This is a genomic window from Geomesophilobacter sediminis (assembly GCF_016458275.1).
GTDB classification, from domain to species: domain Bacteria; phylum Desulfobacterota; class Desulfuromonadia; order Geobacterales; family Geobacteraceae; genus Geomesophilobacter; species Geomesophilobacter sediminis.
The window spans coordinates 102,046-114,572 of sequence record NZ_JAEMHM010000021.1 but is presented as its reverse complement, the minus strand read 5'-3'; the positions used below and the strand labels follow the sequence as shown (position 1 = coordinate 114,572).

The window sequence follows — 12,527 nt, the reverse complement described above, 5'->3', positions numbered from 1 at the left end:
CGTCAAAGCGAGATCGAAAAGAAACACCCGCTTAAGAAACAAGCGACGTAAAGCAAAAACCTAACCGGACAACGCTGCCCCAGCCCCCCTTTGCCAAAGGGGGGTGTCAAGGGCTAGGAGTGAGGCTGGGGGCTGCAACTCCTCCCCTTCAAGGACGTTGCATGCGAGAGCACGGGTTGCAAAATGGGGTGAGGAAGGGGGTCATGATGCCATATAAAGGCAAATCCCCCCAGCCCCCCTTTGCCAAAGGGGGGTATCAAGGTCGGACTCCATAGGCCCCTTAGCGGAACCGCGGGACGCGGCGCGGCATTACCGCTACGTTGCGGTCATAGCCCATCCCGGTGGGGTGGCAGCTGACGGTGCAGCTCCCCCCGGTTCCGGTCATGGTGTAGCGGGGAAACGGGACCGACTGGCTTGAAGCGTAGAACTTATCGAAGTTCATCAGGAAGCTGTTGTTGGTGACCGTCGCACCGTCCTGGGTCGAGACGCCGTGGGGATCATGACAGGCGAAGCAGGGAATACACTGGTCCACCACGTGCTTGGCGTGTTGGTTGGCGGACCCGTTGCGGAACTTGCTCCCGCTCACCATGACGTAATCGTCGGAATGGCAGATGAAGCAGAGGGCGTAGTCGGAACGGTAGCTGCCGCACTGGTTAGCGCGCCCCATCGCCCCCTGGGTCGGCGGCATTTCATAACGGGCAATCAGGATGTGCTCATAGCGCGAAGCGTGCGGCCCATTCGGCCCGCTCCCCCCCGCCTTGCGGCTCTGGTCGCTGTTGTGGCAGTCGGTGCATTCGATGGTGAGCATCGTGGTCTGATACTGGGCCAATAGGCTTGCCCCCGTACCTCGACGTGTGGCGGCAACGGGATGGAAGGAGGGGTTGCCGATGTCGAAGCGCTTACGCAGGTCCGCGTCCTGGATCACCCGGTTCTCCTTATCCAATCCGATGAATTTCAGCGCGTAGGGCCCGGAGTGGCACTTGTAACAGATCTCGTACTCCCGCGTCGCCTCCACGGTGGCCATCGAGTCTTTGTTGACGCCGCGCACCTTTTTCAGCGATCTCTTCATGGTGCCCGCCCCCGGCATAGCGCTTCCGGTCAGATGGGAATTGTGGCAATCCACGCATTCCACGCGCGGCTGCTTCAGTGGCAGCCTCTCATTGCGCTTGTACGGGGTCTTCACCTGCCCCACCGGGTGCTTGTACAGGGACTGGCCAAAGAGCGACTGCATGTCGAAAAGCCCCCTTTGGCGGGCCGGGGCAGCCGAGGCCGGCCGTGCGACGGAACTGTTGAGCTGCTTGCTCTGGGCGATCATCTGGGTCGGCACGGGATGCGCCGCCGGGTTGCCGGTCCCGTGGCACCCGGTTCCGTTGAAGCAGACCTGGTCCACCGGTGCATTGAGCAGGTACTCCTTCACCGGCGAGGTGTGGCTTGCGTGACAGTTCAGACACCCGGCCCCGGCGTAGTGCGGGGAGGTTGCGTCCCACCCGGAAGGGGTGTGGCATGCCACGCAAAGCGGCGAGGTGACATTGGGGTTGTAATCCGGCTTGGTGGGGTCGCCGTTGTTCATCACCAGGAAATTGCCGTACTCGTTGTCGTGGGGGTCGTGGCAGGCGGTGCACTGGAGATTATTGTTCTTGTCCAGCTTGATGTTCGGGGGAAGCGCCGTCGGCGAGACCAACTCCACCTTCGCCGCCAGATCGTCGGTATAGGGGAATGATATGGGATGATCGTCGGAGAGGTCGGTAGTGAGATTGGCGTTCTTGGTCCGGTCGGTGTCACCGGGCATGGTGGTCGCCGCCTCGGGGACCCCGGTATCGCTCAGCACCTTGCCGCCGTACCGGTTGAGCGCAAGGGTCCCGTCGTGGCAGCTCAGGCAGACCCGGGACGACCCGGTCGGGTACAGGGGGCGCGGGTTGACGTTCTGGTTGAAGAAGTCGGACTGGTACATGCTGTAGGACTGCCCCGCCGCAGGGAGCGCACGGTTCCAAAGCGGAGCGGAGTCGGAATTGGCAACGGCGTTGTGGGGCGTATGGCAGAAAACGCAGACCCGGATCTCGCCGAAGGAGATGGCGTGCGCCCCGCCCCCCCCGGAGATGGAGAGGTTGTGGGGGGAATTGAGGACGCTCCCCTTGGCAAAGACCAGCTCTCGGGCGCAAAAGGTAGCGCAAAGGGCAAGCGCTGCGGCGGTGAAATATTTGGAGATGGACATGTTACCTCCCTGCGGCTTCGGAATCCGCGACCTGCAGCTCCGCATCGAAGGGACGGCCGCCCTTGGACACATCGCCTTGTCCCTGGTTCTGCTGCGGCAGGAACCGGAACACCTGCACCTGCTTGTTGTAGGTGTCCGCAACGTAGATGAAGTCGTCCCGGTCGATAAAAAGGCCGGAGGGCATCCAGAACCCGCCGTGCCCATGGCCGGACCTGCCGAAGGAAAGGAGCGGTTTCCCCTCCGGGTCGAAGACCAGTACCTCGTCGCGCAGGGCGTCGCAAACGTAGACGTGTCCCGCGCTGTCGATAGCAACGCCCTTGGGCCGGCTGAAGTGGCCCTTGGCATCGCCGACCGCACCGATTTCCCGCACCAGGAGCCCTTCCGGGGTCATGACGGCGATCCTGAAGTTGAGAGAATCGGTCACGTAGATCTGCCCGACCCGGTCGACGGCAAGGTCGGTGGGGTGGTTGAAGTCGGTCTCCCCGGCCGAGTGCCGCGCCTCCGCGGGATCGATCCCCAGCCGCTGCCGGATCACCCCGGTCAAGGTCACGGCAAGGACCCGGTTGTTCAACGTGTCGGAGACGTAGATCAGCTTGTTTACCCGGTTGAAGGCGATCCCCGTGGGGCGCGTCACCCCCTCGGTAAGAAACGGGGCCAGCCGGCGCTCGTCCGGGTTGTAGCGGTAGACGGCCCCCCCTACCGAGTCGGTGATATAGAGTTGCCCGGCGTCGTCTTCGGTCAGTCCGATCGGCGTTTGCATCGGAGCTTCGCTGGTGCCGCGGATGACAAAATAGCGCCCGCCGTCGATGTCGAAGCAATGCACCAGCCCCGCCCCCGGATCGGCAAGGTATAACCGGTGCCGGGAATCATGCAGCACGCCGTAGGGACGCTGGATTCCGATATCCTCGGCGCCGGTGATCATTTCCTTCACCCTGGTCCAAAAGCCCTTGGTGAGCGCCAGGTCCTTTGCCCCGGTGATGTCCCTTACCCACGCGACCCGCGTCTCCTCGCCAGCCACGGGCCATTCCATGGTCAGGTCCGGACTTACTTTGGTGAGAGGCCGGGGACCGGAGCATGCCGTCAGCAGCGCGAAGCCGACGCAGCAGAGCAGACGAAACGCCAGGGCAAGATGCGAAAAGGGACGTGGTTCCATGTCAGAAGTACCTCAGTAACTGTACCGATGCGGTGTTTTCCCTGGTAACGATCCCTCCGGAGAAACTCCAGGAAGTTTGCCCGTCCACGGTGAGAGACATCCTGTTGACCACGATCAGCAGCGTTCCCCGCAAAGAGACGATGTCCTTGGGAGAGCGGATATCGCTGCGGGTGTCGTAGGCATTCGCCGCCACGGTGAACCGGGCGTAGGGATTGAGCTGACGCATGCCCCCCACCGAGCAGGAGGCGGTGTTCTCACCGTAACTTCGAGTGGTGGAAGTGGCATCGTAGCTCACGTAGCGGTCGGAACCGACGACGGTGTAGCGCGCGTTCCCCTCCTCCTTGAAATACTGGCCGCTCCCCTCGAAGGTGCGTGAGGTCAGGTCACCCAATTGGTTTTGGGACGCAGCCACCCGGTAGGTGAGGGGCTGGATCTCCCCGTTCAGGTAGACCAGAATGTTGCGGGAGTTGCGCAGGCTGTTGTTGGGGGGACCGCTGATCAGGGACAAACGCTGGGAGGAATAGGAGCCGCCCACGGAATGGCTCCCCCCCAAAAAGGTCATATTGGCCGAAACGGTGGTGGATTCGTTGGAATACTTGAGGCGCTCGTCAACCTGCACCCGGTACGAGATCAGAATGTCCTGGTTCGCGGTGGTGGCGATAGTGCCCCCAACGGTAATGGTGATCTGCCCGGTCCGGGTGTCGAAGGTGTAGTCCCGGGGGGACTGGTAGGTTATCGTGCTGATGCTGTTGCCGGTGCTGTCCACGATCCGGTTGCGTACCGAGATCACGTCGACCAGCGGCCGGGTGTCGCCAAGGGTGATTACCTGCCCCTGCGCGACCTGGGCGTGCAGCTCGTCGGGGATGAGTTCGAAGGGGGAACCGAGCTGATTGTCGATAACCTCGTAGAGCTCGGTGAAGTTGATGGCCAGCCGGTTATTGTCGGGGAGTTTCTTGGTGTAGTTGAGGTCGGCCTGGCCGGAATAGCGGGACTCGGTGCCGTCCAGGAGCTGGTTGTAGGTTCCCTTCCCGGTAAGGCGCGTAGTCAGGCTCTCGAACAAGCGATGGGTCAGTCCCACCTCCCCGATGTTGCTCCGGGTCCGGTTCGTCGTCGCGGCGGCATTCGGGTCGGTGGCGCCGCCACTGCCGACGCTGTTGCCGAGGACGATGCCGCTTACGGTGCTGTCGGCGAGAGAGTAAACCGCGTGGAACTCCAGGCTCTTGCCGAGGGCATCCCGGAACCCTTCATTCCAGGAGAAGTTCCGCTGGGTCACCCCCTGGTCCAGAGCCTCGGAGACCTGGACCGTGGAGGCAAGAGAATATTGGCTGCGCGCCCCCCACTGCACGGCGTTGTTCGCCGAAAGGGAGTAGGCCCGGGTGTCCAGCGAGCCTCCGCCGAACGAACTCGCCGTTCCCTCGCTGATGGATAAGGCCAGCCCGCTGTGCACCCAGTCCTGGTACTGATGCCTGACGGTGTAGCTGAAGGTGTTGGTGACCGCATTGGTGTCGTTGCCCCCGCCGGTGGTCTCGGTCCCGATCCGCGAAAAGCGGAAGGTGGAGGGGAGGAAGACGTTGCGGAGATCGACCTGCAGGTCGGTGCCGGAGGTGGTGGCGGTATAGGACGGCGAGAAGGGAGCCTGTACCCGGTCGGTGTTCTGGTAGGTGCTGATGGTGAACGGGGTCACGCTCCGGTCCAGCCCCGCCCCGGTGAACTGATAGTTGTAGCGGACGCTGTCCCCCCAGTTGGAGCCCTGGGAGTCGTACCGGTTCTGGTCCAGGCCGAGCGAGAAGTTCAGGTTGGCGTTGAAAAAATGGGGATTGAGGATGTCGAAACCGAAGCTGGAGTTGTAATCCTCTAAGAACTCATGCGAGGAGGAGCCGGCGAAACCGGTGGACTTGTTCCCCGAGTACAGATAGCGCAGGCTCACCCACTGCTGGAAATCGCCCAGGATGATGAGCGCCCGTTTCTGGACCAGTTCGTCGTCACCGCTCCCCTGTGCGACGCCGGAAAGGGCCAGCATTGCAACGAGCGCTATGAGGAGGATCCGCCGTACCATGCGGCTACTTTAGGAAGTAGCGGTTGCTGCCGCCGTGGGGATCGTGGCAATCGGTGCAGTACATGCCGTTGCTGATCACCTTTTTGTGCATCGAGTCAGCCAGCCGGGATTCGACGTGGCAGATACCGCAGATCTCCGACTTGGGCTTCACGATGAGGCTCGGATTGTCCGAGGTGTGGGGGACATGGCACTTGAGACAGGCGCCGACCGCCGCCGGCCCGTGCAGATATTCCCCCTGGGGAAAGTTCTTGTGGCAGTGGGCGCAGAGTTCGTCGGCCGGAGTGACAAAACCGGACTCGGTGTTTTTGTCGTGGCAGTTGCTGCAGCGCTTCTGGGCGTAGGGGGGGTGCGAGGAGGCCGCCGTCTTTCTCTGGGCCAGGCGCGCCTTGAGCGCGGCGTCCGCCTCCTCCTTCAAGGCCCGCTCATGGTAGTCCTTGCAGTACTGTTCTGCGGGAGGCATGCTGGGGACGCCGTCGAAGATGGTGGTAGTCACCTTGTGGACGGTCAGGGGGTCGCAACCGGCAAGAACCAGCAGCACCGCAGCGGCCAGGAAGGCAGCGGCCGAGCGGAACCAGTAACGCCGCAGGCGCACCCCTGGCGTGTTCGCGGGCTCGCCCCCCTCCTCGTTGAATGCCACTTCTGTATTTCGCAACGATCCCATCGGCTACCCGTCGTAATCAGCAGGGAACTGACCGGAAACCTTGGAGCCCGAGCCGGTGTTCACAACCGCTCTCTCCCTAGCCCCTGGCCCCTAGGCCCTAGCTCCGGTTCCAGATCCTATTTCTTGGCCATTCCGCCGATCCCGTAGACCGAGATGCGGGGAATACAGTACTCCTGCCCGAACTGGCTGACCACCAAGACGAGGTAGTCGATATTGAAGCCGGGAGCCGCGTACTTTTTGAAGTAATCGATGTGGTCCGTAGTGATTGCGATCCCGGCCGGACCGTTGAGCGACCCGTAGGGGAGCCCAGGCCAGCCGAAATAGGTCAGCGGACGGAACTTGTCGTCGAAGACCTGCACCACGTTGGTTCCCCCGTCGACCACGTAGATGAACCCCTCCGGGCCGAGGGCGATACCTTTGGGTTTTACGAAGGATCCGACGGTGTCGCCGCCTCCGCCGAAAGCGCCCAGGAAGTTACCGTCGAAGTCGTACTTCATGACCCGGTTGTTCCCGATGTTGGAGATGAAGATCTCCCCCTTGTCGTTCATCACCATGTTGGAGGGGAGCCGCAGGCTCTGGTCCGGCTTTTCGATGTACCCCATCTCGCTGATCTGCTCGCCGGTCTTGCGGTCCAGGACCCGGAGCCGTCCCGCGCCCAGGTCGAGCGCCAGCAGGTTCCCCTTGAAGACCTTGACGTCAACGACCTTGGAGCGTTTGTCCCAGAGTTCCGGGATGGCGCGCGAGTAGTTGCCGTTGGGATCGTAGACGACGATTTCCTTGCGGGCGGTGTCGGCGACGTAGAGGTATCCCTCGTCGTCGAGGGTGAGATTGACCGGGTACTTGAGCATCCCCTTGGGAATGCTGAGACCCGCGGGCTGCTCGAAGGTTCCCTTCTCGACGTCGATGATGTCGACCCGCCCGTTCATACCTTCGGCAATGTACAGTTTCCCGTTTCGAGCAACGATCCCGTAGGACTTGCCGATCCGTTTGATGACCTCCGGTGCCTCAGACCCGGACATGAAAAGGGAGAAGGAGCTCTGCTTCTTGATCGTTCCGATGTCTTCACTGGAGTTGATGCCGGTAAGGTACTGGATGTGCGGCTCGTCAGGCGCAGGCGGGAAAAAGATCGGGGTCTCCCAGTTGTAGCTGCACTTGTTCTCAGCGGCACAACCGGAGAGAAGACCTGCCAGCAGCGCGACATAGAGTGAAACCCGGAGAACCTTTCCTACCATCGACTTTGACGTGAGGTTGTTTCCTTTCATCTCGACTACTCCTTGCTCCTGATTCCTTGGTTGCATCGGTCTACTTCACGACGTAGTACTTGCCACTGGAGTACCCACCGTACCGGACCGGCTTCTCGCGGTCATAGACGAAGGCCCTGTGACATCCGGGAGCGCATCTCCCTCCATTCTCGGTAACGGTGAAATTGAGCGGGATCTTCCACTCGCCGAACTTGTACCCCTCTTTTCGGATCAGCTTGTCGAGGTCACCTGCGTGCGGCTCGTGGCAGATGCGGCAGGTCCGCCCCTTCTGCTTGTTGGCGACATGGACGAAATGGAGGTTCCGCTTGCCGTTACGGAACTTGGTGTAGAGGGAAGTCTCCGGAAAACGGAGCAGGTTCTTCTCGTGGCATTTGAGGCAGGCGTCGTAGAGACCATCCTTGTAGGGGACATAGAGGCTGGCGGGATACGCCCCGGGCAGCATGCGGAAGTACTCCGACCCGTGCGGGTCATGGCAGGCCTTGCAGCTCCCTTTCTTGATGGGGCCGTGGAGGAACTTTTTCCCTTCCAGGTCCTTCTTGATGTTGCGCAGCGGCGGCTGGCCCAGTTCCTTGTCGTGGCAGCTCAGGCAGACCGCCATCTCGTCGGCGGCCAGCATCCCCTTGGCCTTGGAGATGTGGGCGGCATGGCAGTTGGTGCAGCCCCCCTCGGCCATGACCGGCTTGTGCGGGACCTTGACGACCTTGAGCTTTTTGCCGATGTTGCCGTGGCAGTCGATGCAGAGGTCGGGCAGTTTCTTGTTGAGGAAGTACATGGTCGCACTGCCGTGGGCGTTGTGGCAGGAGGTACAGGGACCGACCTTGACCGGCGGATGGACCATGGGAGCGTCGCGCAGCGTCTTGTCGAAATCGGCGTGGCACTTGAGGCAGAGGTCGCGGACCTGCCCCTTGAGCAGGGCCTTCTCGTTGGACTGGTGCGGGTCGTGGCACTCGTTGCAGGTGCCGACCGCGGCGGGACCGTGCATGTAACGTTGCTGGAAGGGGCCGGGGGTGTGGCAGCGCAGGCAGAAGTCGGTCTGGTTGTCCCCCATGTTGAGCAGGGCCTTACCGGAGGAGGCATGCGGCTGGTGGCAGGAGGTGCATTCCCCCTTTTTGACCGGCCGGTGCACCACCTTCATGGTGAACTTCTTGTCGTGGCACTGGCTGCAGAGGTCGGCCCCCTGGGCGGCAAGCTCGAAGCTTTTCCCCTGCTTGATCGGGTGTTCCTTGGCACGCTGGGTATGGCAGGAGGTGCAGTCGTTCTCCTTGACCGGGGCGTGCACCATGGTGCCGTTGCTTATGGTGGCGTGACATGCGGAGGTAACACAGGAGGAGGCGCCGAGCGCGGGATTGGCGATGCACAGGGCGACAAAGGCCAGGGCCAGGGAAACGTACGGAGCTACCTTCATAAGGACATTCCACTCCAGGTGAGATAAAACGCGAAAAAAATCGCCCCTCCCCGTGGCCCAGGGGGAGCGTCGGGACCGCTCCGGCCCCCATAAAACGCTTATGGATAGGGTCCGGTTGACAAAGGAGTGGCTGTCCCCGGCCCCAAAATCATGTGATGTCCCTGCAAAAACGGTTCCCGGCTCAGCCCCTGCAGGCGGCGGGGTCCGTTCTATTTCTGCGCGGCTCCCTTCCGGTTCCGGAACGGGCCCGATTGTATGCAGTTAGCCTTTAGGCCATCTGACGGGTAACTACGCAAAAACGCCCCAGATACTTAACAGAATTGAGAAATCTTTTCAACAGAAAAGCCTGCACCGCGAAAGGAGCGGTTAAAAACAACTTAAGGACCTGGAGCTTAGCGTGTTTTAAGAAGGGAGGTGCCGGGACGCGCGACTTCGGGGGCGAGGTCGCGTTTTCGCGATATCACTGATCGGGGTAGTCGGAAAGGGCGGCGAAGGTCTCGCGCAGTTCGTGGGTGAAGATGGAAAATACCCGGTTGGCGAGGCGGGAGGTGAAAGCCGGCGGGTAGAGCGGGACGGCCAGCCGGTAGATGAGGTCGAGCAGCTGGTCGTGGGGGTTTTCTTCGAGAAAGAGCGCTCCGTACTGGAGCACCGGCGCGGTGAGGAGCGCCTCCTCCATGACGGCATCGTCCTCGCTGAAATACGGGAGGATCATCTCCAGCGACAGGCACAAGCCGGCACCGGTGGCGTCTTCGGAGATGGCGACCAGAACCTCGTCCTGCGCCGAGCCGTATTCGGCGGCTTCGGCGGAGAGTACGGTGGCGGGTATGACCATCACCCGGCCGTGCAAAGGGTCGATGCCGTATGGGATGTTCCGGCCCTGCAGAAAGCGCTCCAGGGCCTGGTAGCCTTTACCCTGCAGCCGCCCTACCCCTTCATAGAACGCGGCGCGGAACTGGTCGCGGTTCGCGATGAGCTCATCCAGGGGAATGAAGTCGACTTCGCCGGAGGGGCGAGCGCTGCGATTCTCCGTATTGTTTACTACGAGCTTCAAATGGCTTCTTTTGCGCTCGTCTTTGTCTTTGCTCATGGCTTGCCACCACCTTGGAAGGTAACCTCGTTCTCCTTGTTAATACACCCCCGGGTCGAAGAGTGTCAAGAAATCCCGGCGCAAGGCGCCGATTTCACTTCCGGAGCCGCCCCTAAAAACGTTGATTTATCTGGCGGGCATTGCTATCATGACGCCGGTTTATGTCGCTGCGGCGCCGTCTTGGGAGATCTCCCCGGACTTACCCGCCCCAACAGATCCAGGACGGATGCGCGCTGTCCCCTGAGGCCCTTTTCTTCCACCGGGAAGAGAACCCTGCCATTGAAGTTTTGTCGAGGTGGCGATGAGAATGAGCGCGAGGCAACGCATTGAAAGAGGTGGCGGGTGAAGGCAAGAAAAACGAGATGGATCGGCATGATCGCAGTGGGACTTTTGCTTGCAGGCTGCGGTGTCGATTGGTTCCCCGACGATTCGGGCAAGACGTTCAATAACAACAGCACCGCAAGCACGAGCCCCACCCCGACCTTCAGCTGGCCGGCTCAAACCGTGACACTGGCGAACGCACCGCTGCAAGATTTCGAAACTCCCGAGGTCACTATCAACGGCACCAGCGCGACAGGTTGGCCACTCAGCCTCCGGTCAACACCTGCGGGTGCCGGTACCGCAGTTCTGATTAACGGTAGCTCGTACGTTTTAAACACCCTCGGGGATGGCACAACCCTCGCTACGGTAAAACCCGGCGATACTTTAAAAGTCTACATAAAGCCGACTCTTACCCAGAACGCCTCGGTTTACACCAAGGTCGTTCTCGGAACCTACTCCACGGCCGGAGTCTACACCACGACGATCAAGCTGACCACCGTGCCTTGACCTCATCCGGACGAGCTCGGCGAAAGATGCTTCGAGCGGGTAACCAGCGAGGCCGGAATCAACGATTCCGGCCTCGCTTTTTTGTCCCCCGCCCCTCAAGCTCACCTCACCAAGACTTCGATCAAGCCACCTGCATAGATCTTGGCTCAGACAGAAGCCGATGAAGTCCCTTTGCGAAGGAGATGTCCCTCACCCCGTCCCTCACCCGGAGGGCGAGGGACGGCAAGGTCTTGATGCAACAATGCAACCGGACACCGCTGAGAAAAACGAAATAGTCCCCTAAACCCTTTGATCCCCCCTTTGACAAAGGGGGGACAGGGGGGATTTGGTCTTGAGGTTTCGGAATCTCCTAAACATCGGACCCTAGAGGCAAATCCCCCTATATCCCCCTTCGCAAAGGGGGACTTTATCGGTCTTTTGCCCAGAGCAAGCATTGCCCGTGTTTGGGGTCAATTCACCATAAAAAAAGGGCCGGGATGAAATCCCGGCCCTCTGCATATCAGCTGCAAGAAAAGAAAACTAGTTGATGGTCAGCACGCCGGTGTCACGCGACTGGCTGCTGTAGTAGAACTGCGCCTTCGCTACCATCGGCTGCCCACTGGTGAGCTGGAACATCTGGTAGTCGAACGTCAGCAGCGCGACCGAGGTGTTAACCGTGAAAAGGGGGCCGCTGACCGACCAGGCACCGGTGCCGCTGGTGGTCGTGCCGTCAATGGTGGCGCGATACTGGACCGTTCCGTCTGCGGCACAGTTGAAGGTGATCTGGTCCGCTTTCGTGTTGCCGACGTAGGTGACCACCTTGCTGGCAATCATCGTGTCGGTGAACACGAGCGGCAGAGACACGCCCACCGCAGAGGGAGCCGACTCGATCCCGTTGGAATCTACCGCGGTGACCAGGAAGTAGTAGGTATCGGTGTCCGTCGGCAGGTTCAGCGTCGAAGAGGTCGTGGTTTTGGAATCGATCTTGGTGCCGGCTCCGATGCTGAAGCCGCTCGAGGTAGAACGGTAAACGTTGTACGAGGCAGCACCCGGTACCGCCGACCACCGCACCCAAGCCTGGTTAGGGGCAGTAGTTGCGGGGGGGACAACAACCCCCTGCAGGGTCGACACCACGACGTTGGTCGGGTTCGGCAGGGCCGGGGTCACGGAGGGAACGCAGGGGACCTCACCCGAGGCCACCGACTCCAGCGAACCTTTGACCGCGGTGACGACGAAGTAGTAGGTGTTGCCGTCGGTAAGACCACTGATGCTCGTGGAGGTTCCGCTGTTAACCGCCACCGGGTTCGTCAGCGCGACCGGGGAGATATTGGAGTAGTAGACCTTGTAGGAGTCGGCACCATTGCCGGTCCAGGTGAGGCTCACCGAACCGTCGTGTGCCGTAGCCTGGAGGCCAGCCGGGGCCGAGGGAACCGTCACCGTCACGGCACCGGAGGAAAGGGTCGACGCTGCGGATTCCCCGTTGGCGTTGACCGCGGTTACCAGGTAGTAATAGGTGTTACCGGAGACGAGCCCGGAAGTCTGAATGTAGGACTGGGTGCCGGTTCCGCTGGCTGCCACGGGGATCGGGGTCCCGGTTGCCTTGGTCACGCTCGGACTGGTGGAGTAATACACCACATACGAGGTCGCCGTATCGGAAGGCTGCCAGCTAATGGTTACCTGCACCTGGTTGGTTGCCGCAACAGCCGTAACGCCAGTCGGCGCGCTCGGGGCGCTCCCGCCACCGCCACCGCCACCGCCGCCACCGCCGCCACCGCCGGTAGTAGTGCCGCCACCACCGCCACCACCGCCACATGCGGTCAAACTCAATGCGGTGAACACCACAAGAACGAACAACTTCAGTAACTTCATACCCGGCCTCTCCTT

General features: G+C 61.3%; 9 protein-coding genes. 1 reads left to right on the top strand and 8 read right to left on the bottom strand.

Going from position 1 to position 12,527, the window contains the following annotated elements; genetic code table 11:
• Positions 1 to 280 precede the first annotated feature (280 nt).
• The 7 genes from JFN93_RS21380 to JFN93_RS21350 all read right to left on the bottom strand — a co-directional run bounded on the left by JFN93_RS21380 (position 281) and on the right by JFN93_RS21350 (position 9,836).
• A complete protein-coding gene (locus JFN93_RS21380) occupies positions 281 to 2,212 on the bottom strand; it encodes a cytochrome c3 family protein (RefSeq protein WP_199386179.1) in 1,932 nt (643 codons plus the stop codon).
• Between the two features lies 1 nt (position 2,213).
• Complete coding sequence (locus tag JFN93_RS21375) at positions 2,214 to 3,365, bottom strand: SMP-30/gluconolactonase/LRE family protein (RefSeq protein WP_199386178.1); 1,152 nt, start codon at positions 3,363 to 3,365, stop codon at positions 2,214 to 2,216.
• Between the two features lies 1 nt (position 3,366).
• Complete coding sequence (locus tag JFN93_RS21370) at positions 3,367 to 5,421, bottom strand: hypothetical protein (RefSeq protein WP_199386177.1); 2,055 nt, start codon at positions 5,419 to 5,421, stop codon at positions 3,367 to 3,369.
• A gap of 4 nt (positions 5,422 to 5,425) precedes the next feature.
• The gene (locus tag JFN93_RS21365) at positions 5,426 to 6,058 is read right to left on the bottom strand and encodes a cytochrome c3 family protein (RefSeq protein WP_328754550.1); all 633 of its coding nucleotides are present in this window, start codon (positions 6,056 to 6,058) and stop codon (positions 5,426 to 5,428) included.
• A 140-nt stretch (positions 6,059 to 6,198) separates the two neighbouring features.
• Positions 6,199 to 7,344, bottom strand: a complete 1,146-nt coding sequence (locus JFN93_RS21360) for an NHL repeat-containing protein (protein ID WP_199386175.1) — start codon at positions 7,342 to 7,344, stop codon at positions 6,199 to 6,201.
• Positions 7,345 to 7,384: 40 nt separating this feature from the next.
• The gene (locus JFN93_RS21355; protein WP_199386174.1) at positions 7,385 to 8,749 is read right to left on the bottom strand and encodes a cytochrome c3 family protein; all 1,365 of its coding nucleotides are present in this window, start codon (positions 8,747 to 8,749) and stop codon (positions 7,385 to 7,387) included.
• 460 nt (positions 8,750 to 9,209) lie between these two features.
• Positions 9,210 to 9,836 carry a hypothetical protein gene (locus JFN93_RS21350; protein WP_199386173.1) on the bottom strand — a complete coding sequence of 209 codons (627 nt, stop codon included), beginning with the start codon at positions 9,834 to 9,836 and terminating at the stop codon, positions 9,210 to 9,212.
• Positions 9,837 to 10,178: 342 nt separating this feature from the next.
• Here JFN93_RS21350 and JFN93_RS21345 point away from each other — a divergent pair, with 342 nt between their 5' ends.
• A complete protein-coding gene (locus JFN93_RS21345) occupies positions 10,179 to 10,664 on the top strand; it encodes a hypothetical protein (RefSeq protein ID WP_199386172.1) in 486 nt (161 codons plus the stop codon).
• A 519-nt stretch (positions 10,665 to 11,183) separates the two neighbouring features.
• Here JFN93_RS21345 and JFN93_RS21340 read toward each other — a convergent pair.
• A complete protein-coding gene (locus JFN93_RS21340; protein ID WP_199386171.1) occupies positions 11,184 to 12,512 on the bottom strand; it encodes a fibronectin type III domain-containing protein in 1,329 nt (442 codons plus the stop codon).
• Positions 12,513 to 12,527: the final 15 nt, after the last annotated feature.

Coding starts and splice junctions, on each gene's coding strand:
- JFN93_RS21380 (WP_199386179.1), bottom strand. CDS start 2,212: ATGTCCATCTCCAAATATTTCACCGCCGCAGCGCTTGCCCTTTGCGCT.
- JFN93_RS21375 (WP_199386178.1), bottom strand. CDS start 3,365: ATGGAACCACGTCCCTTTTCGCATCTTGCCCTGGCGTTTCGTCTGCTC.
- JFN93_RS21370 (WP_199386177.1), bottom strand. CDS start 5,421: ATGGTACGGCGGATCCTCCTCATAGCGCTCGTTGCAATGCTGGCCCTT.
- JFN93_RS21360 (WP_199386175.1), bottom strand. CDS start 7,344: ATGAAAGGAAACAACCTCACGTCAAAGTCGATGGTAGGAAAGGTTCTC.
- JFN93_RS21355 (WP_199386174.1), bottom strand. CDS start 8,749: ATGAAGGTAGCTCCGTACGTTTCCCTGGCCCTGGCCTTTGTCGCCCTG.
- JFN93_RS21350 (WP_199386173.1), bottom strand. CDS start 9,836: ATGAGCAAAGACAAAGACGAGCGCAAAAGAAGCCATTTGAAGCTCGTA.
- JFN93_RS21340 (WP_199386171.1), bottom strand. CDS start 12,512: ATGAAGTTACTGAAGTTGTTCGTTCTTGTGGTGTTCACCGCATTGAGT.